Source organism: Vreelandella sp. V005 (genome assembly GCF_052645115.1).
In genome coordinates this window covers 646,160-664,763 of sequence record NZ_JBQXYA010000002.1, presented here as the reverse complement: position 1 = coordinate 664,763, position 18,604 = coordinate 646,160, and the positions used below count along the sequence as shown (strand labels likewise).

Annotated in this window: 19 protein-coding genes; 12 read left to right on the top strand and 7 right to left on the bottom strand. The window is 54.0% G+C overall.

The features are described 5' to 3' along the window. Position 1: 1 nt before the first annotated feature. Positions 2–1,570: a GNAT family N-acetyltransferase gene (locus tag ACUN8H_RS08345; protein WP_445531680.1), complete on the top strand. Its 1,569-nt coding sequence runs from the start codon at positions 2–4 to the stop codon at positions 1,568–1,570. A 68-nt stretch (positions 1,571–1,638) separates the two neighbouring features. On the opposite strand, the gene ACUN8H_RS08340 is transcribed toward ACUN8H_RS08345, so the two are convergent. From ACUN8H_RS08340 to ACUN8H_RS08330, 3 genes are all read right to left on the bottom strand, one after another. Further along, positions 1,639–1,938: an MGMT family protein gene (locus ACUN8H_RS08340; protein WP_445531679.1), complete on the bottom strand. Its 300-nt coding sequence runs from the start codon at positions 1,936–1,938 to the stop codon at positions 1,639–1,641. 52 nt (positions 1,939–1,990) lie between these two features. Beyond that, a complete protein-coding gene (locus ACUN8H_RS08335; protein ID WP_445531678.1) occupies positions 1,991–2,599 on the bottom strand; it encodes an FMN-dependent NADH-azoreductase in 609 nt (202 codons plus the stop codon). A gap of 161 nt (positions 2,600–2,760) precedes the next feature. Continuing rightward, positions 2,761–3,627, bottom strand: a complete 867-nt coding sequence (locus ACUN8H_RS08330; protein WP_445531677.1) for a LysR substrate-binding domain-containing protein — start codon at positions 3,625–3,627, stop codon at positions 2,761–2,763. Between the two features lie 151 nt (positions 3,628–3,778). Between ACUN8H_RS08330 and ACUN8H_RS08325 the strand changes: the two genes are divergently transcribed. The 3 genes from ACUN8H_RS08325 to ACUN8H_RS08315 all read left to right on the top strand — a co-directional run bounded on the left by ACUN8H_RS08325 (position 3,779) and on the right by ACUN8H_RS08315 (position 6,784). Continuing rightward, positions 3,779–4,966, top strand: a complete 1,188-nt coding sequence (locus ACUN8H_RS08325) for a TauD/TfdA family dioxygenase (RefSeq protein ID WP_445531676.1) — start codon at positions 3,779–3,781, stop codon at positions 4,964–4,966. 80 nt (positions 4,967–5,046) lie between these two features. After that, entirely contained in the window at positions 5,047–5,985 is a 939-nt protein-coding gene (locus ACUN8H_RS08320; RefSeq protein ID WP_445531675.1) for an ABC transporter substrate-binding protein, read from the top strand. Positions 5,986–6,061: 76 nt separating this feature from the next. Next, the gene (locus ACUN8H_RS08315) at positions 6,062–6,784 is read left to right on the top strand and encodes a TVP38/TMEM64 family protein (RefSeq protein ID WP_445531674.1); all 723 of its coding nucleotides are present in this window, start codon (positions 6,062–6,064) and stop codon (positions 6,782–6,784) included. Here ACUN8H_RS08315 and ACUN8H_RS08310 read toward each other — a convergent pair. Both ACUN8H_RS08310 and ACUN8H_RS08305 read right to left on the bottom strand, forming a co-directional pair. Then, positions 6,766–9,012 (bottom strand): glycosyltransferase, encoded by a 2,247-nt coding sequence (locus ACUN8H_RS08310; RefSeq protein ID WP_445531673.1) that lies wholly within the window; start codon positions 9,010–9,012, stop codon positions 6,766–6,768. The genes ACUN8H_RS08315 and ACUN8H_RS08310 overlap by 19 nt on opposite strands. 112 nt (positions 9,013–9,124) lie before the next feature. Further along, positions 9,125–9,553: a secondary thiamine-phosphate synthase enzyme YjbQ gene (locus ACUN8H_RS08305; protein ID WP_445531672.1), complete on the bottom strand. Its 429-nt coding sequence runs from the start codon at positions 9,551–9,553 to the stop codon at positions 9,125–9,127. Between the two features lie 171 nt (positions 9,554–9,724). On the opposite strand from ACUN8H_RS08305, the gene ACUN8H_RS08300 reads away from it, so the two are divergent. Then, positions 9,725–9,961 (top strand): lipocalin family protein, encoded by a 237-nt coding sequence (locus ACUN8H_RS08300; protein WP_445531671.1) that lies wholly within the window; start codon positions 9,725–9,727, stop codon positions 9,959–9,961. Here the strand turns inward: ACUN8H_RS08300 and ACUN8H_RS08295 are convergent. After that, positions 9,958–10,902: a LysR family transcriptional regulator gene (locus ACUN8H_RS08295; RefSeq protein ID WP_445531670.1), complete on the bottom strand. Its 945-nt coding sequence runs from the start codon at positions 10,900–10,902 to the stop codon at positions 9,958–9,960. The two genes, ACUN8H_RS08300 and ACUN8H_RS08295, sit on opposite strands and share 4 nt — an antisense overlap. Before the next feature lie 198 nt (positions 10,903–11,100). Here ACUN8H_RS08295 and ACUN8H_RS08290 point away from each other — a divergent pair, with 198 nt between their 5' ends. Together ACUN8H_RS08290 and ACUN8H_RS08285 are read left to right on the top strand one after the other, a co-directional pair. Then, positions 11,101–12,174: a tartrate dehydrogenase gene (locus ACUN8H_RS08290; protein WP_445531669.1), complete on the top strand. Its 1,074-nt coding sequence runs from the start codon at positions 11,101–11,103 to the stop codon at positions 12,172–12,174. A gap of 199 nt (positions 12,175–12,373) precedes the next feature. Continuing rightward, positions 12,374–13,402: an SMP-30/gluconolactonase/LRE family protein gene (locus tag ACUN8H_RS08285; protein ID WP_445531668.1), complete on the top strand. Its 1,029-nt coding sequence runs from the start codon at positions 12,374–12,376 to the stop codon at positions 13,400–13,402. Positions 13,403–13,491: 89 nt separating this feature from the next. Here the strand turns inward: ACUN8H_RS08285 and wrbA are convergent, their stop codons facing one another. Further along, positions 13,492–14,091 carry an NAD(P)H:quinone oxidoreductase gene (wrbA, locus tag ACUN8H_RS08280; RefSeq protein ID WP_445531667.1) on the bottom strand — a complete coding sequence of 200 codons (600 nt, stop codon included), beginning with the start codon at positions 14,089–14,091 and terminating at the stop codon, positions 13,492–13,494. Positions 14,092–14,292: 201 nt separating this feature from the next. Here wrbA and ACUN8H_RS08275 point away from each other — a divergent pair, with 201 nt between their 5' ends. From ACUN8H_RS08275 to ACUN8H_RS08255, 5 genes are all read left to right on the top strand, one after another. Then, positions 14,293–14,733, top strand: a complete 441-nt coding sequence (locus ACUN8H_RS08275) for a hemerythrin domain-containing protein (RefSeq protein WP_445531666.1) — start codon at positions 14,293–14,295, stop codon at positions 14,731–14,733. Between the two features lie 243 nt (positions 14,734–14,976). Further along, positions 14,977–15,954, top strand: coding sequence for a succinylglutamate desuccinylase (locus tag ACUN8H_RS08270; RefSeq protein WP_445531665.1), 978 nt, complete (start codon positions 14,977–14,979; stop codon positions 15,952–15,954). Between the two features lie 276 nt (positions 15,955–16,230). Continuing rightward, positions 16,231–17,001: an ABC transporter ATP-binding protein gene (locus ACUN8H_RS08265; RefSeq protein WP_176302009.1), complete on the top strand. Its 771-nt coding sequence runs from the start codon at positions 16,231–16,233 to the stop codon at positions 16,999–17,001. Between the two features lie 15 nt (positions 17,002–17,016). Beyond that, the gene (locus ACUN8H_RS08260) at positions 17,017–17,718 is read left to right on the top strand and encodes an ABC transporter permease (protein ID WP_445531664.1); all 702 of its coding nucleotides are present in this window, start codon (positions 17,017–17,019) and stop codon (positions 17,716–17,718) included. Position 17,719: 1 nt separating this feature from the next. Beyond that, the gene (locus tag ACUN8H_RS08255; RefSeq protein WP_445531663.1) at positions 17,720–18,442 is read left to right on the top strand and encodes an ABC transporter permease; all 723 of its coding nucleotides are present in this window, start codon (positions 17,720–17,722) and stop codon (positions 18,440–18,442) included. Positions 18,443–18,604 lie beyond the last annotated feature (162 nt).

Here is an 18,604-nt window from a genome sequence, read left to right as displayed (position 1 = left end):
TATGTCCCTGGAAGAACTGCATCTAAATCTGCGCAACCTAATGAGCGATGATTACGATCAGCTCAAGGCATTGATGGACGCCGTCTATCACGATATCGGCGGCGCCTGGCCGAAGCGTACGATCGACAAATTAATTCAGGAATTCCCTGATGGCCAAATCGCCATTGAGGACGACGGCCTGCTGGTGGGTGTAGCGCTCACTGTGCAGGTGGATTACGACGAGTTTTCCAACCCGCATAAATACGATGACCTGATCGGCCACCGCGAAATCATCCTCAATGATGAGGATGGCGATGCTATGTACGGTTTGGATGTGCTGATTCACCCGGATTACCGGGGGTATCGCTTGGGCCGTCGCTTATACGAAGCGCGTAAAGAGCTATGCCGCTCGCTCAACCTGCGTGCGATCCTGGCTGGCGGGCGTATCCCTGAGTATCACCAGCACGCCGACGAATTAACGCCCGCTCAGTACATTGATAAAGTCTCGCGCAAAGAGATTTACGATCCGATCCTCTCTTTCCAGCAGGCAAATGACTTTCAGGTAAAGCGCCTGCTGCGTAAATACCTGCCCGAAGATGAGCAGTCCCGTGGCTACGCCACCCTGCTTGAGTGGAACAATATTTTGTTTGAGCCCGCGGCTAGCGTGCTCGATAACAAACCGACCCAAGTGCGGGTCGGGGCCGTGCAATGGCAGATGCGTGAATTCTCCTCGGTGGAAGCCGCGCTGCAGCAAATCGAGTACTTTGTCGATGCACTCTCCGACTACCAGAGTGATTTCGCGGTATTCCCAGAACTGTTTTATGCCCCCTTGATGGGGCTTCAAGACCGCGCCGCGCAGCAGGATCAAATGGGTGCCATTCGCTTTCTGGCGGGCTTCACCGAGCGCTTTAAAGCGGAACTATCGCGCATGGCGGTCTCCTACAACATCAATATTGTGGGCGGTTCGATGATTGAGGTCGGTGAGGATGATCGCCTCTACAACATCGCCTACTTATTCCACCGTGATGGCAGCGTCGAGCGACAAGCCAAACTACACATTACACCTCAGGAGCGCCGCGACTGGGTCATCGAGGGTGGCGATCAACTTCAAGTGTTCGACACCGACGCAGGTCGCGTCGGTATCCTGATCTGCTACGATGTCGAATTCCCTGAGCTTGGCCGTCTTCTGGCTGACCAGGATATGGACATTCTGTTTGTGCCCTTCTGGACCGATACCAAAAACGGCTACCTGCGTGTGCGCCACTGCGCCCAGGCGCGGGCGATTGAAAACGAGTGCTACGTGGTACTGTGCGGCAGCGTAGGCAACCTCCCCTCGATTGAAAACCTGGATATCCAGTACGCGCAATCGGCGGTATTTTCGCCCTCTGACTTCGCCTTCCCCCACGATGCGGTACTGGCGGAAACCACGCCTAACACCGAGATGATCTTCTTCTCTGACTTGGATCTCACTCGTCTAACGGTAGTACGTGCCGAAGGCTCGGTGACCAACCTGAAGGACCGCCGCAAGGACCTGTTTGATCTACGCTGGCGCGACTGGTCGTGGAAATCAGGTGCCAACCTGGAGGATTGAAGTGAATCATAAATACAACAACGCCGCCCAATGGGCGGCGTTGTTGTTTCTAAAGAGTCTGACGTTGCTCAATCAGGCCAGACAAGATGCGCGGGTACGCGGCCTTTGGCATCGAATAGAATGCCCTCATCGCGCAACTTGCGGTGCTGACGCTCTGCCCCACCATGATCCGCAAGCTTCAATGTTGAAGCGATCACCCGATGCCAAGGCAACTGATGGCCATCTGGGAGATGTCGCATCGCCGATCCCACCATGCGCGGGGTAGCGCCTTCAGTCATGGCTGCGATGCGCCCATAGGTCGTCACCCGCCCCGCCGGAATTTGATCGACAATAGTGTAGATCTGCTCGAGTAATTCCGGCCGGGGCATGTGACATATCCTTTTATTCGTGACGCGTCTTAAAAAAAGCCTTATACCCTGCTTACAGCGCATCAACCAATTGATCGATCGCTTGAAAAGCTTCCTTGAGCGCAGCGTCGCGACGCTGCTCGCCCATGTTCAAACCTTCAGCATAGACCACATGGGTATCTTTAATTCCCATCAGCCCGAGCATGGCTTTAAGGTGAGGCGTCTGGCTATCCAATTCGGTGCCAGCATACTGGCCACCACGGGCTGCCAGGATAATTGCACGCTTACCTTCCACCAAGCCTTCGGGCCCGTTTTCGGTATAGCGAAACGTCTCACCAGCGCGCAATACGCGGTCAAACCACGCTTTTAGCTGGGAAGGAATACCCAGATTGTACATGGGCACCGCAATCACCAGCACATCGGTGGCGCGCAGCTCCGCCAGCAGGGTCTCCGAGTGAGCAGCCAACGCGTTTTGCTCCGCGCTGCGCTTGTCAGCCGCCACTTGCCAAGCACCCAACTCGCTAATATCCAGGTGCGGCAGCGCGTTTTTGACCACATTACGCTGAGTGACATTGATACCATTGCGGGCGTTAGCCTGGTCGATAAAGCGATTTGCCAACGCATTGGATTGGCCATTTTCGGCGAGAATGGAAGAAGTAATCACCAGGGCACGTGTCGTCATTAAAAGCTCCAAAGCGCATTAGGTTATTGGGTTGAGAGCTATTCTACGACGCCGTGCAGAAAGCAAAAGCGCAACGTTTTCCGGCTTGTATTCGATTAAATCGAATTATGTCCTCTCGGGGGCTTTCACCGCCCGTTACCCTATTTCGCTACCCTATTTCGTTACCCCATGGCGTTGCACAGCCACTGCCACGCCAGCGCGGCTTCATCGCTAACGTGTCGCCGGCTTGGCCGTACCAGCCAAAAACGCTCATCGCTAGGTACGCTGATGGCAAAAGGGGCTACTAAATCGTCACGTCGCTCCATTAACCGCCGATGCGTAAGGGCAATGCCGCCACCTTGGCTGGCAAGGGCTAACGTCATGACTTGATTATCGCAGGTGAGCGACCAGCACTTCGCTTCCACCTCGGCCACGCCCGCCTCTTGCAACCAGCCCGGCCATCCTACCCCAAAGCCTACCGCGTGCAGCAGCGTGTGCCCGGCGAGATCTTCTGGCGCAGAGAGCGTCTTTGCCAACGCTGGCGAGCACACCGGCAGCAGGTGTTCCTCCCCGAGTGGCTGCATTTCAACGCCCGTCCACTCCCCCTTACCGTAGCGTATTTCAATATCGGCTCCTTCGGGCCCAAAGTCATCGTGCCAAATAGCGCTGACCAAACGAATCGCCACCTGCGGATGGGCTCGATGAAAGGCGATTAACCTCGGCGCTAGCCACGACTGCTGAATGACTGGGGTCGCACGCAGCGTCACTGGCTGTTCAGAGGTGCTGCCAAATACCTCCAAGGTGCCTTCGCTGATGCGCACAAAGGCATCATGGATGCTGGGCAGCCAGGCCTGCCCAGCAGGCGTCAAGGTCAGGCTACGCGCATGACGCACAAAGAGCTTCTGCCCCACGCGGTCTTCCAGTAATCGAACACGTTGACTAATGGCCGCTTGAGTGACCCCAAGTTCATTGCCAGCAGCAGTGAAGCTCAAGGTTCGCGCTGCAGATTCAAAGGCTTGTAACCATAGCAAAGGGGGTAACTGACTCATGGGAAAGTGACCTATAAATAAAATGATACCTTAGGGGCCAGATTAATCGTTTGTCACTCGCACCGCTACTCCTCATCCTAGTCAGCACTTACGCACACCTCTTAGCTAACGCCAACTGGCATTCAGATTAAGGGAGCGATTGGGAGATTTAATGAATAGCGCAGTACAAAATATTTCGATGACAGCGACGAACTCACTACCCGCCCCAGAGATGGGTGAACTAACCCCTTATCAATCTGGCCCCGCACTTGCCCAAGCAATGCTCACCCCCCAGGGTATCGCCTTAGAGTGGCAAGACGGCCAGCAAACTACCCTGCCTCTGCTCTGGTTACGCGACCACTGCGCCTGCCAAGCTTGTCGCCACCCACAGACGCGTGAACGGCTTTACCTGCCGCTGGAAGCGATCACTGAACCACCCACCATCGAGCTGCTGGATGGCCATTTACATTTGACCTGGCAGGATGGTCATAGCAGCGCCTTTCATAGCGGCTGGCTTCATCAGCGCCGTCCAGAGGCAAGCCTTACCTCAGCCGTCCCCCGAGCCCAGCCATGGGTCGATAACTTTACGCCTGAGCGTATCAAGCACAGCGACTTTCTCACGCCCCAGGGCGAAAAAGCCTGGCTAACCGCTATGCTGCGTGATGGCTTGGCACTGATCACCGACGGCCCGCTGGTAGAAGAAGAAGTAAGCCGCTTGGCTGAGCGTATTGGGCCACTGCGCGCCACTAATTTTGGCGCTCGATTTGATGTCCGCTCCAAGCCAAATCCCAATAACGCGGCATATACCGCTGTTGGCTTACCGCTGCATATCGATTTACCCAACTGGCAACAACCGCCGGACATTCAGTTGCTCTACTGTCTTCAAAACGAAGCCAGCGGCGGTGAATCACTGTTTGCCGACGGCGCCCGCGTGGTAGAAGCGCTACGCCAGCAAGATCCAAAAGCGCTCGCCATACTCAGCGAAACGCCCATCGACTTTCGCTTCCAGGATGAGAGCCACGATATTTCCATGCGCGCACCGGTAGTCACGCTAGATAGTGCGGGCAATCTGGTAGAGATGCGGCTGAACAACTGGATTCGCGATGCGCTTCACCTTCCGGTAGAACAAATGGACGCTTGGTACAGTGCCTACGCGCTCTTATGGAAGCTATTTCACAGCGAAGCACACCAGTTAGAGTTCACCCTCCGCCCTGGCCAGATGATTGCGTTTGATAACCGCCGCGTGCTGCACGGACGGCGCGAATTCGATCCCAATAGTGGCGCTCGTCATTTACAAGGCACCTATTTAGACCGCGATATGCTGGCCTCACGCCTTCGTGTAATAGCCCGCGATATTTAGCGGTTTTTGATTAACGCTAATAAGCAATAGTAGTTTCGCAACGCCCCCTATCAGATAATAAAACCTAGCAAGGAGATCTTATGACATACCTAAAACCGCTCACTTCAGGTATCGCCCTCGCCACTACGGCGCTGTTCGTCTCAGCCGCTCAGGCCGACGATCAAACCCTCGACTTCGGCGTACCTGCCTGGCCCGGCATTACCGTCAAAACCGCCATTGCTGAACAGCTATTGAACCCATTGGGCTACGAGACCAGCACGCAAGAGATTGGCCTGCAGGTAATTTATCAGGGCATTGAAAGCGGCGATATCGATGTCTTCCTGGGTGCTTGGCTACCGGCCCAGCGCGAGATGTTCAATCCTCGCAAAGAATCGGGCGTGCTCATTGATGTGGCGAACAATGTCGATGGTGCACAAATGACCTTGGCGGTTCCTGACTACCTTTTTGATGACGGCCTGCAAAGCTTTGCCGACCTTGATGACTACCGCGACAAGTTGGACGGCGAGATTCATGGCTTTGGTGCCGGTTCGGCGGCCAGTGAGATACTCAACAACGCGATCGATAACGACACCTGGGGACTCGGCGACTGGCAATTGGTCGATACCAGTGAGGTGGGAATGCTTTCTGCCGCACGAGATGCAATCTCTCGAGAAGAACCCATTGTATGGGTAGGTTGGACACCGCACTGGATGAACCTTGAATTGCCGATGCGTTACCTGGAAGACCCCGAAGATCTGTTCGGTGAAAATAACGGTGAAAGCGACGTATTGACCCTTCTGCGCGCTGATTACGCCGAAGCAAACCCCAATATCGTGGCATTCTTTGAGCAGTTTGCCTTCTCTGCCGAAGAGCAGAGCTGGATGATTCAAGCGTTTGGCCAGGAAGAGCGAGACCTTGCCGATGTCGCCGAGCAGTGGATCGTTGATCACCCCGAGCGCATTGAAGCCATGCTGGCTAACGTCACCACCGCCGACGGTGACCCCGCATGGCCGGTAATTGAAGCCGAACTGAACAACTAATCACCCGCCAAAAGCGTCTTCATCCCATCGCACGGCTAGCGTATGCTAGCGCTTTTTTTAGCCGATGGGAGTGGGCATGTCGCGAACACTGAGCAAAGGCGTTGGCCTGCTGATAGCCGTCGTGTCGTTAGGCGTTATGTGGCACTTGCTGCAGCGCTACGACCTACTGACCCAGGCGCGCCTGAGCGAGCTGATCGATAGCGTCCGCCAGTGGCGTGAGGCGCCCTGGATGTTTGCGGCGGTGATGGCCGTTTACGCTGGCGCACTGCTGGTAATGTTTCCGCTTAGCCTATTAGTAGTGGTCACGGGCTTACTGTTTGGCCCGGCGTGGGGGCTGGGGTATGCCACGCTCGGCACACTGACCTCATCCATCGTTTCTTACTGGGTAGGCCACTGGCTAGGCCGCGAGGCGCTGATGCACTATGGCGGCCGTCATTTGCGTGGCCTTTCGGGCTATTTATCCAAGCGCGGCATTCGCACCATGACGGTCATTAACCTACTGCCACTCGCACCGTTCACGCTGACCAATATGCTAGCGGGAGCCTTTCACCTTAAGTTTCGCGACTACATGATCGGTTCCACCCTGGGCATCGTACCGGGGTTGGCAGCGGTCATCCTTTTGGGTAGCCAGCTAGGCGCCCTGTTTACTGCGGCTTCTGCAAAAGAACTCATACTGGCAGGCGCCGGGCTTGCCGCTGGGGTTGGCCTGCTTGTCGGGCTTAAGTACTATGCCAGTCAGCGTCAAGATGCCAACCACCGCCAAGCAGCCAAAAAACAGCCTCACCGTGACGGGGAGTGATACTTGGCGAGCACTTCGGCGTAAAAGGTGGCTACCGCGGTGGCAAAGTTAGCAATATCAAACTCCTCGGCAAAGTGGCTAGCCTGTTTACCCAACTGCTGACGTAGCGCTTTATTATCTTTTAGTTCAATGACTTTTTGACCCCACGCCTGACGATTTTGCGGCGTTTTGAAGCCATTCTCCCCCTGACGCACTACGTCATCAATCCCGCTCGAGCGTATCGCCACCACGGGCAGACCCGCCGACATCGCTTCGAGAATCACCATCCCCTGGGTTTCCGACGTAGAGGCAAACACAAATATATCGCCTAGGTGGTAGTAAAGCGCCATTTGGTCAGGCGGTACCGCCCCGACTAACGTTACCCGTGCGGTGAGTTTTAAGGTGTCGATCTGATGTTGAATCGCCTCGCGGTCGGGCCCATCACCAATGAGCAACAGATGAAAGTCCTCATGCCCTTGGGTCTGCAGCTCAGCGAGCGCTTCCAACATAAAGCCAATATTCTTCTCTTTGCTAATCCGCGAGACGCTAATCAATATTTTGTGCGCGGGAGCGATCGCCAGCCGCTCACGCAACGCTTCCAACTTCCCCGCCTCGACATGTGCGAAACGCTCTACATCAATGCCCGTGGGTTGTACCAGTGAAGGTGTTTTAACGCCGATCATGCGCAAATACTCCTCTGCGGAGTACGTGGGCACGATCACCCCTTGGCAGCGGTTAGAAAAGTGCTTGATCAGGTAGTGCGAGATCAAATTACGAAAAAGCGCACCGGGCAACGGTACGAAGTGAGCATAGTGCTCCAGTCGGGTGTGATAGGTGTAGACCACTGGCACCTTAAGCCGCCGCCCCATCAGCAGCCCCATGGAGCCGAGCCAAAATGGGTGATGCACATGAATCAAATCGGGCTTGAAGGCACGCAGACAGCGGCGAAAGCGCACACTGAACGGGTTGGTAAGGCGGAACTCGCTCTTCTCACCAAACGCCATCAGCGTTGGGATACGCTTGATTGCTTTACCGTCCTGCCAAGCGTCACGGTAACGGGGCACTAGCAGTTGAATCGAGTGCCCTAAGTCACGCAGACCATTGCGCAAGCGATCCACCGACACCGATACGCCGGACACAAACGGAAAGTAGTTATTGGATACCATCGCCACCCGCAATGACTTACCCAAAAAAGGCGTTGGATCGATATCAAAATCGGGATAGTAGTTGCGGTCTTCAAAAATGAGCCGATATAACCGCAAAGCTAACAGCGTCAACAAACCCACGATCAGTAAAAAACGGGTATAACTGACATAAAAGAAGGCGTACACCGTTGAGGCAACACTACTAAGTACCCGCCACCAGCCGGGTCTATCCACGTTTAAACGCACCGGTGCAATGGCGACGTTCTCGCCTTCAACATCGACAATGATGTAGTGATGAAAGCTGCTATCGGCATCGATCAGGATACCGCCCGCGCCGCCCGTGGTAACGTAATCCACCCCGTTAACCGTCTGCTCTGAAAAAAGCGTTAGGTTAGCGGAGAATACCGTATCCACGTCATGCTCCTCCGCCAGTGACATGATGCCATCGGCCAAGCGGGGGTCATTGAGATAGTTATCGGCCTCAAACAGCGGCGCATCGCTCACTACGTTGTGCAGTGGCAAACCGATAAACAAAAAACGATGCTGCGCCTCAGAGGCGGCCAACTCCCTGGAGAGCCAATCAAGCTGCCAGGAGGTGGATGACTTGCCCGTCCCATCCAAGAAAATAAAGTGGCTGTCTCCGGCCACAAACGAGTAGAAGTGCGGACCAAAGTACTCATAAAACAGGTAACTACCAAAGTCACTGTCTTCGTTATCGCCATAGGTCAGCAAATAAGGCACATTGAGCTGTTCCAAGCTGTGGTAGATCGCCTGATAGCTCTCTTGCCGCCCGCCATTGACCGCATTTCCCGCCGAGATAAGAAAATCGATACCGCCCTGGTTGATCAGCGGTACAATTTCATCTTGGAAGACACTCACCGAGTTATTGATATTGCCCACCACGGCAAAGCGGTAGTCGGTTCGCTCTGATAACGCGTCACGTATATCCGCCACCTGCAACGTATGAACTGACTCAAACTCAGGCTCGGCCACGTATAGCCAGATTTGGTGCGCAATAAGCACACCCACCAGGGTAAGATTGAGAAAGAAAAACAGCCGCAACCAGCGCTGGCGGGAGAGGTGAAAAACGGAGCGTCGTGGCATCTAAAAGCGCTTTTTCAATAATAGAGAATACAGAGTGAACCGCTTTTATCACGGTACAAGCCTTAAAACGCCCTAACTATACAGCAACACCGCGTCGAGGTGATGCCTCCGGTTAGCCAGCATCACAGCCATTTAAGGTAGCCAATAAACGCCGCGGCCCAGCCTGATTGCGATGCTCACCCAGCCAGATGCCCTGCCAAGTACCTAGTGCAAGTCGACCGTCACGCACCGCCAAGGTGAGCTGGGTACCCAGCAAACTGGCGGCCACATGGGCGGGCATATCGTCAGGCCCTTCCAATGTATGGCGGAAATAGGGCAAGTCTTCCGGCACTAGGCGGCGAAGAAAGGCATCTAAATCGTGACGCACATCCGGGTCAGTGTTCTCGTTAAGCGTTAACGAGGCAGAAGTATGCATAAGTTGAAGGTGCAGTGTGCCAATACGAATATCGTTTAAACACGGCAGCGCCCTAGCCACGTCATCGGTAATAAGATGGAAGCCACGCGCCACTTCGGGTAAGTGAATCTCTTGTTGAAACCACATAAACACTCCTTTGTTTGCTATCACTAGAGGCACAGCTCTAGCCTGCCCTTCTTATATGGCAAAATTACGTCAGTAAGTAACCTCTGATAGTACACAACATAGTCGATCGCCAATGACCCATCGCCACGCAGCGCTGAAATGAAACATTTGCTAGGAAGCAGCGTTATCACTATGGCTTTACTTACCGGCTGTACCGGCATTCCCGAGAGAACCGAGCCGGTTAAAGACTTTGCATTGGATCGCTACCAGGGCCAATGGTACGAAATAGCGCGTCTGGATCACTCATTTGAACGCGGCCTGGATTGCGTCACCGCCACGTATAGCTTGCGCGAGCGAGCAGCGGAGCTCGACTTCCCGACGGATGAACTCATCGACGTCGCTCAGGGGGAAACTTGCCCTAACCGCTAATGGGAAATCGCTGGCAGCGTGGCCACCCGCCCCGCCATCTCGCGTTGTACAAAGGCAATAAAAGCACGCAACCTTGCAGGCACATGCCGACGCTGTTCATAGACAGCATAAAAATCGGCTCTTACACTTTGCCAGCCGGGAAGAAGCGCAACCAATGCCCCGCTGGCAAGGTGTTCATTAACATCCCACCATGAGCGCAGCATCACACCGTGGCCATCCAACGCCAGGCGAGTGATCACTTCACCATCGTTACTGGCTAGCCGGCCACTGACCTTGACGGATTGCATCGTTGCCGAAGGCACCTGCACAGAAGGAGCGCTGCGCTCAAAACGCCAGAGCGGAAAATCACTGTCATTTTCGCGAATCACTAAGCAAGCGTGCTGTTGCAAATCTGCAGGCGCCTGAAGGGTTGGCGCGTTAGCAATATACGTTGGCGATGCGCAGAGTATGCGTCGATTCGACAAAATGCGCCGAGCCACCAAGCGCGACTCCGGGGGTTCACCCACGCGAATGCCAATATCAAAGCCATGATCACTCAGGTTGAGCGGAAAGTTGGTCAGCTCTAACCACCCCTCTACTTCGGGGTGCTCAGCACAAAAGCGAGATAACAGCGGTGCGATATGACGGCGACCAAAGCCAAAGGTGGCATTGATACGCAATCGCCCGCCAAGGGCTTGATCGGCACCTTCACCCAGGGAACTCTCCAGCTCATCAAGCTCGTCCAGAATGAGCGCGCCACGGGCAAGGTAGCGCTCGCCCTCTGCAGTGAGCGTTAACCGCCGGGTTGTTCGGGCGGCCAACTCGACCCCTAAACGCGCTTCTAAAAGTTTCAAACGCTTACTCACGGCCGAGAGCGATAGCCCCAGCTCACGGGCGGTTGCTGTTAAACTGCCCGCCCGTGCCAAGTGCTGAAAAAACGCCAAATCATCCAGTTGAGCCATACGCTCCTTCACCATTCTGCACTTTTACGCAACAATAGCTTGAATAATAGCCTGATTATCTCCGCCAAAATAGCCGCTACACTCTATTCAGTACTTACCAAACCCAGTACTTACCAACTCATTACTTGCCAGACCCAGCATTTGCCAGACCCAGTACTTATGAGCAAGTGTCAGCCACTAACAAAAGAAGGAAGCACCATGGCTCATCGTATCGCCATCATCGCCGGCGACGGCATTGGCACCGAAGTCATGCCCGAGGGCATCCGCGTCCTCGAGGCAACCGCCAAGCGTTTTAATATCGACCTTGAGTTCACCACCTTTGAGTTTGGTAGCTGCGACTACTATCTCGAACATGGCCAGATGTTGCCAGATGACTGGTTCGAGCAATTAAAAGGCTTCGATGCCTTGTTTTACGGCGCGGTAGGCTGGCCCGATAAAGTACCCGACCATATTTCACTTTGGGGCTCGCTGCTGCAGTTCCGGCGCCAGTTTGATCAGTACATCAACCTGCGCCCCTGCAAGCTAATGCCTGGCATCAAAAGCCCGCTGACAGGCCGCGAACCTGGCGATATTGATTTCTATGTGGTGCGTGAGAATACCGAAGGCGAGTACTCAAGCGTTGGCGGCAAAATGTATGAAGGCACCGAGCGCGAGATCGTTATCCAGGAAACGGTGATGAGCCGCACCGGCGTTGACCGGGTGCTGAAATACGCATTTGACTTGGCCCAAACCCGCCCACGTAAAAAGCTGACCTCCGCCACCAAATCCAACGGCATCTCAATTACCATGCCCTACTGGGATGAGCGCGTCGCGCAAATGGCAAAAAACTACCCCGAGATCGCCGTAGATAAATTCCATATCGATATTCTGACCGCGAACTTCGTTCTGCACCCCGACTGGTTCGATGTGGTGGTGGGCAGTAACTTATTCGGCGATATCCTTTCCGACTTAGGCCCCGCCTGCACCGGCACGATCGGCATTGCGCCATCGGCCAATATCAATCCAGAAGGTCTTTTCCCCAGCCTGTTTGAGCCGGTACATGGCAGTGCACCGGATATCGCCGGCAAAGGCATCGCCAACCCTATCGGCCAGATCTGGTCAGGAGCGATGATGCTCGAGCACCTGGGCCACAAGGAAGCCGGTGATGCGATCGTCACCGCGATTGAAAGCGTTCTTAGCGAAGGCAACAGCCAAGTACTCACTCGCGATGTCGGTGGCCAAGGCACCACGGAAAGCCTGGGCAAGGCGATTGCTGACGTCATTTCGGGCTAAAAATTTCCCGCCCTATTTATCCACTAACCCTGCTGTTTGCTAAATATTGGCTGCCTGGATCCCCTACTAGGCAGCCAATGTGCGAATTTTAACCTCATATGTTCTACATTTATTCTGAGAGTAGCCGAAGCACTGGTTTTGGTTCGCTCGTTACATCGTTTAATTAACAATCCCAAAAAATAACCCTCAGGATAATGTTATGAAACTCGGACGCCGTCAGTTTCTCTCGGCAACGGCCGCCCTGGCCGCTGTCGGCAGCTCGCCTCAGCTTTTTGCCATGCAGGCCTCGCCAGGGCCCGTGCCTGCTCGTTACCCCATTGATGCATGGAAAGTAGAGGATCAACGTTTCAGTGACTATATGATTTTCAATAGCCCGCTGGAGCGCCACTGGAGTGGCGGGCTATGGACAGAAGGGCCCGCCTGGAATGCCGTGGGCCGTTACGTCGTCTTCAGCGATATTCCCCGCGCCAAGCAGATGCGCTGGGACGAAGCGACTGGCCAGGTCAGCGTTTTAAGAGACAACGTTGGCTACTCCAACGGTAATACCTTTGATCATCAGGGGCGTTTGATTGCTTGCGAACACTACCCTTCACGCGTATTGCGCTACGAATGGGATGGCAGCACCACGGTGCTCGCAGAGCGCTATCAGGGCAAACCACTCAATGCCCCAAACGACGTAGTGGCACTACCCTCGGGCGGCGTTATCTTTACCGACCCTGGCTACGGCGCCCACTTCGACTATGAAGGTAAGAAGCGTGAACTGGAGCTTGAAACGGGGATCTATTACGTCGATGAAAGCCTTGATGAACCCATCCTTCTGACCAACGATATTCATAAGCCCAACGGTATTGTGCTCACGCCGGATGGCGAAGGGTTCTACGCCAGCGACAGCGCCCCCACCCATTTTGACGAACCCGCGCGTATCATTCGCTGGACGCTTGGCGAAGATGGCAAAAGTGTCAATGATCGCGAAGTAATCGTCACCAGCGAAGACACCATCTTCGATGGCATGACCTGCGATATGGATGGCAATATCTGGTCGAGTGCCAACGGTGGAGAAGGTATCGATGGCGTCGTGGTTTTCTCGCCAGAAGGCGCCCTGCTGGGGCGGGTTTTGCTGCCCGAAGTCTGCTCCAACGTATGCTTTGCTGGGGCAAATCGCAACCGTCTATTCATGACCGCGAGCCAATCCGTTTACACTATTTATACGGCCGCTCGCGGCGCCTAGCGGTGACGATATCACCCACAAAAAAGCCTCGCCGGAAGTCAATCGGCGAGGCTTTTTTACGCACAATGGGCGTTAGCTGGCTAGGGATGTTAGCTAGCTAGTTTAACGGCCGTCTTCGCGACCAGTTCGCCCTGGAAACGAGCAATTTTGAGTTCACGCTCATCCGGCTGGCGAGAACCGTCGCCGCCCGCGAGGGTCGCCGCACCATACGGTGTACCACCGCTGACTTTGGAAATATCGAACTGCTCTTCCACACCGTAACCGATCGGCACGATGATCATGCCGTGGTGAGCCAGGGTGGTCCAGGTAGAGGTAATAGTCATTTCATCGCCACCGCCGGTACCGGTAGACGTAAACACACTGGCCACCTTACCGCGAAGCGAGCCGTTAGCCCACAGGCCGCCGGTTTGATCCAGAAACGTACGCATTTGCCCTGTCATGTTGCCGAAACGGGTTGGCGTACCGAAGATAATCGCATCGTAATCAGCCAGTTCTTGCGGCGTGGCTTCTGGAGTATCGTAATCCTGCTTGCCACCGGCATTTTTGAAAGCTTCTGCTGGCATGGTTTCAGGTACACGCTTAACGGTGACTTCCACACCGCTCACCCCTTTTGCGCCCTCTGCGACGGCGTGCGCCATCGTATCAATGTGACCGTACATGGAATAATAAAGTACCAATACCTTTGTCATAGCTATCTCCTTGCCTTCATTTTCGGTGCGACGGGCTTAACCCCAGTTAACAGTCACTACAACATAACGCACTCAAACATAGATAAAAGCGAATGTTTTCGTCCGCGTTCGTCGATTTCATCGACGAACGACTGCTTGCACTTTACATTAACCCCCACTAGCTTTGGTCTTGCCTACCTATACGTATCCAAGGAGTCTGGAATGACGATTTTTGAAGCCCTGCGCAAGGACCATGATATTCAGCGTGATCTGCTTGCCCGCTTAGTTGAGACTCATGGAGACAGTGACGAGCGCGACTCCCTCTACAAACAGGTAAGAAAAGAGCTGCATGGTCATGCAGCGGCTGAAGAAAGGGCACTCTATATCCCCATGATGTCGATCGATTTAACCCAGGAAAAAGCGCGCCATAGCGTTGCCGAGCATCATGAAATTGATGAACTGTTAGAACTCCTCGACGAAACCGACTATAGCGCCACCCATTGGCTGACTCATGCGAAGCAGCTACAGCATTTAGTGACGCATCACCTGGATGAAGAAGAGCAGGAAGTATTTCAGCTGGCCGGCCGAGGGTTACAAGATAAGCAAAAAACCTCTCTGGCCAATGAGTATGAGCAGGAAATGCAGCGCCAGCGATCAGCATAACCCGTCACGCTACTTGAATAAGCGCTCATGCATTGCATGGGCGCTTTTTGATGCCAGCTATTTAATTGTTGCGCTAAAAAGGCCACTGTTTCTTGGCGACGCTTTTCACGAATACGCTGGGCTTTTACATGCGAACGACCTAGTGACTTGTGACAAGCGGTTAGCGTGGTAATGCTAGGCTCACTTTTTAGAAAGACCACGACATTTAAAAAACAACGAAAGTCACAGGCTAAGGAGCTGACAATGCTAGGCCAATGGCTCGACTGGTCGCTTGATGGGCAGCTCCCGGACAATCAGCACGGCGTTTTCCCAAGCGGCAGCTATCACTTGCATGCAGCGGGCATTTTGGAATTAACGCCTAGCACGGCAAGCCAGGGTGCCTATGCATGCATTTTTTCAGCGGCGATTCATGGTAATGAAACTGCGCCCGTCGAATTAATCGGTGAATGGCTTAGCCGCCTGGAAGCCGGTAGCGCCCTACTGGGCGCACCCGTGCTGGTGATCCTGGGTAACCTCCCCGCGCTTAAAGCACAGCAGCGTTTTATCACCACTAATCTGAACCGCCTGTTTGATCGTGAACTACACGCCGAAGGCGAAGAACCAGACCGCGCCCGAGCATTAATGGCCGCCGTGGATGATTTTTACGCCCGCCATTCGACGCTGGCCAAACTGCACTATGATCTGCATACCGCCATCCGCGATAGCCGTTACCCCCGTTTCATCGTCGAACCCTTTGCAGCGTCACCCACTGAGGACAACCAGTGGGAGTGGCTCGCCGCTGCGGATATGCAGGCGGTGCTACACCAACATCAGCACAGTTGGACCTTTTCTCATTACAGCAAGCATTATCATGGCGCTCAGTCGTTCACCTTTGAGCTAGGCCGTGTGGCCCTTTTCGGCCAGAACGATATGGCCTCGCTGACACCGATGCTTTCCCTACTCACAGCACTAAGTGAAGGCCACTCTCCGGCCCAACGATCCGCCTCGCAAATGCAGTTTTTCCAGGTACACCACGAGCTGATTCGCCGCTCGACCGACTTTCAGCTCTGTTTTGCCGAGGATACGGCTAATTTCAATCGTTTCGAACCTGGCACGCTGCTGGCGCAAGACGGTGAAGCAGGCGATTTCCGAGTGGGTGATACGCCTCTTCATGTGGTATTTCCCAATGCCAATGTCGAAGTAGGCGCCCGTGCGGCCCTGCTAGTGGCACCGGTCAACTAGCGCCTTCGTCAAGCGCACTTATAAATCTTCTTAACGAATGGGGTTTGACTGCAACGTTTGTTAGCAACGTTTGTTAGCAACGTTTGACAATAATAATGGTGAGGCGATAACAGGCTGCACGACGTCGATACGACTATCGTCGTATGTTTAATATGATAAGTAGGGCGCGCATTATGCGTCCAGCCTGATAGAATCGCCCCTTTTTTCGCGCCAGCCGCATCACAGCCTGTTCTTGATAACCCGTTGCTGCGGCAACTCTGCACTGGAGCCAATGATATGGCCGCTACGCCTACTCCCCTTGAAGTGCGTAATATTAAAAAGCGCTTTGGCGATACGGAAGTTTTGAAAGGTCTCTCTCTGCAAGCCCAAAAGGGCGATGTGATTACTCTGATTGGTGCCTCTGGGTCGGGTAAGAGTACTTTTTTGCGTTGTATGAACTTGCTTGAACAACCCGACGATGGCGACCTCATTGTCCATGGCGAGCCGATTCGCTTTAAAACCACCAAGCACGGCCGCGAACCTGAAGATTGGAAGCAGGTAGTACAGATGCGCGCCAAGCTCTCCATGGTGTTCCAGAGCTTTAATCTGTGGGCGCACATGACGCTACTGGAAAACATCATTGAAGCGCCGATCCATGTGCTGAAAAAGCCCAAAAAAGAGGCCTTGGAACACGCCCACGCCCTGCTCGATCGCGTGGGTTTAAGCGCCCGAGCCAACGCCTACCCAGCACAGATGTCCGGCGGTCAGCAGCAGCGTGGCGCCATCGCGCGCGCACTAGCGATGGACCCGGAAGTGATGCTGTTTGATGAACCCACCTCCGCCCTCGACCCAGAGTTGGTCGGCGATGTGTTGAAGGTCATGCACGGGCTGGCCGAAGAGGGTCGCACCATGGTCGTGGTGACTCACGAAATGAGCTTTGCCCGCGATGTTTCCAGCCAAGTGATCTATCTTCACCAGGGCTTAGTGGAAGAAGCGGGACCGCCGGATCAAGTGCTCGGTAATCCGCAATCACCGCGCCTGCAGCAGTTCCTGGCACCTAAATACTGATCCGCGAGGCTCACCATGATTGATTTGCAAGGCTATGGGCCCCGGCTGTTAGAAGGGGCTGGCGTCACTATTCAATTGGCGGTGCTATCGTTAATTTTAGCGATTGTTTTAGGGTTACTGACCGCCAGCGCGAAGATGTCGCGCAGTTGGTTGTTAAAGCGAACCGCCACGGTGTACACCACGCTCATTCGTGGCGTACCGGATTTAGTATTAATGATGTTGCTGTTTTTTGGCGGCCAGATAGGTGTCAACGCCATCAGCGATATGCTCTATTACAACTACGAAATCGATATCTATATTAACTTCAACGCCTTTGCCGCCGGTGTACTCACCATTGGTTTTATCTTTGGCGCTTATATGGGCGAAACCTTTCGCGGCGCCTTTATGGCCGTGGATAACGGGCAGATCGAAGCAGGCAAAGCTTATGGCATGAGCAGTGGGCTCGTCTTTCGCCGTATCCGCTTTCCACAGATGATGCGCCATGCACTGCCTGGGCTATCGAATAACTGGATGGTACTGCTCAAAACCACCGCGCTGGTATCCGTGATTGGGTTAACCGACATGGTACGCGTGGCCGCTGAAGCCTCTCGCGCCACCCACGAACCGTTCACCTTTTTGATCCCGGTCGCCGTGGTTTACCTATTGATCGCCAGCGTCTCCGAATGGATTTTTGCGCGGCTGCAAAAACGCTACGACATCGGCTTTGGAGGTCAGTGACATGCTCGACATTTCCACTTGGTTCAATGACCTACTCGCTGGCAATACCATTTTTACCGCCGATACGCTGGGTTACTATTGGGAAGGTTTAGTCACCACCACCCAATTAGTCTTCTTGTCGCTTATTGCAGGGCTTATACTCGCCGTGCCACTAGCGATCATGCGCAGCTCAAAGCATAAATGGATTAGCCTACCAATCTATTTTTACACCTACGTTTTTCGCGGTACACCGCTGTTGATTCAGCTCTATATCATCTACTACGGCGTGGTGTTTATTGACGGCATTCAAGACACCTTTTTATGGCCAGTACTGCGCGAAGCTTTCTATCCGGCCTTAATCGCCTTTACACTCAATACCGCCGCCTACACTACCGAGATATTCCGCGGTGCGATTAAAGCCACCGCGCAAGGCGAGATCGAAGCTGCCCGCGCTTATGGCATGTCGCAGAGCTTAATGATGCGGCGGATTATCTTACCCAGTGCCTTTCGCCGTGCCCTACCCGCTTACGGTAATGAAGTGATTTTTATGCTGCACGCCAGCGCGATTGCCAGCGTGGTCACCTTGATGGATTTAACCGGCGCCGCTCGCTTTGTCTATGCTCGCTACTACGCCCCGTTCGAAGCTTTTCTCTTCGTGGCTGCTATTTATTTATGCTTAACGTTCGCGATCCTGTTCTTCTTCCGTTATCTGGAGAAAAAGCTGCTGGCGCACCTAAATCCATAAGTACGCCCCCAAGACCCTTAATCATGAAAAAATGATGCAACCGTCAAACAAACGTTGGTTCATAGGCAGGTAAGCTCTTTTCGTCAGCGCCAACCTGGGTTAGTTTAATTGTCGGCTAACAAACAATGATCACCTTCTGGTGAATCTGCTTTTCTATGGAGA

Excerpts from the sequence above, each read along its gene's own strand:
- ACUN8H_RS08295 (WP_445531670.1), bottom strand. The coding sequence starts at position 10,902 with ATGGCTCAACTGGATGATTTGGCGTTTTTTCAGCACTTGGCACGGGCG.
- ACUN8H_RS08290 (WP_445531669.1), top strand. The coding sequence starts at position 11,101 with ATGGCTCATCGTATCGCCATCATCGCCGGCGACGGCATTGGCACCGAA.
- ACUN8H_RS08320 (WP_445531675.1), top strand. The coding sequence starts at position 5,047 with ATGACATACCTAAAACCGCTCACTTCAGGTATCGCCCTCGCCACTACG.
- ACUN8H_RS08335 (WP_445531678.1), bottom strand. The coding sequence starts at position 2,599 with ATGACGACACGTGCCCTGGTGATTACTTCTTCCATTCTCGCCGAAAAT.
- ACUN8H_RS08310 (WP_445531673.1), bottom strand. The coding sequence starts at position 9,012 with ATGCCACGACGCTCCGTTTTTCACCTCTCCCGCCAGCGCTGGTTGCGG.
- ACUN8H_RS08315 (WP_445531674.1), top strand. The coding sequence starts at position 6,062 with ATGTCGCGAACACTGAGCAAAGGCGTTGGCCTGCTGATAGCCGTCGTG.
- ACUN8H_RS08285 (WP_445531668.1), top strand. The coding sequence starts at position 12,374 with ATGAAACTCGGACGCCGTCAGTTTCTCTCGGCAACGGCCGCCCTGGCC.
- ACUN8H_RS08260 (WP_445531664.1), top strand. The coding sequence starts at position 17,017 with ATGATTGATTTGCAAGGCTATGGGCCCCGGCTGTTAGAAGGGGCTGGC.
- ACUN8H_RS08275 (WP_445531666.1), top strand. The coding sequence starts at position 14,293 with ATGACGATTTTTGAAGCCCTGCGCAAGGACCATGATATTCAGCGTGAT.
- ACUN8H_RS08330 (WP_445531677.1), bottom strand. The coding sequence starts at position 3,627 with ATGAGTCAGTTACCCCCTTTGCTATGGTTACAAGCCTTTGAATCTGCA.
- ACUN8H_RS08305 (WP_445531672.1), bottom strand. The coding sequence starts at position 9,553 with ATGTGGTTTCAACAAGAGATTCACTTACCCGAAGTGGCGCGTGGCTTC.
- ACUN8H_RS08270 (WP_445531665.1), top strand. The coding sequence starts at position 14,977 with ATGCTAGGCCAATGGCTCGACTGGTCGCTTGATGGGCAGCTCCCGGAC.
- ACUN8H_RS08325 (WP_445531676.1), top strand. The coding sequence starts at position 3,779 with ATGAATAGCGCAGTACAAAATATTTCGATGACAGCGACGAACTCACTA.
- ACUN8H_RS08340 (WP_445531679.1), bottom strand. The coding sequence starts at position 1,938 with ATGCCCCGGCCGGAATTACTCGAGCAGATCTACACTATTGTCGATCAA.
- wrbA (WP_445531667.1), bottom strand. The coding sequence starts at position 14,091 with ATGACAAAGGTATTGGTACTTTATTATTCCATGTACGGTCACATTGAT.
- ACUN8H_RS08345 (WP_445531680.1), top strand. The coding sequence starts at position 2 with ATGTCCCTGGAAGAACTGCATCTAAATCTGCGCAACCTAATGAGCGAT.
- ACUN8H_RS08265 (WP_176302009.1), top strand. The coding sequence starts at position 16,231 with ATGGCCGCTACGCCTACTCCCCTTGAAGTGCGTAATATTAAAAAGCGC.
- ACUN8H_RS08255 (WP_445531663.1), top strand. The coding sequence starts at position 17,720 with ATGCTCGACATTTCCACTTGGTTCAATGACCTACTCGCTGGCAATACC.
- ACUN8H_RS08300 (WP_445531671.1), top strand. The coding sequence starts at position 9,725 with ATGGCTTTACTTACCGGCTGTACCGGCATTCCCGAGAGAACCGAGCCG.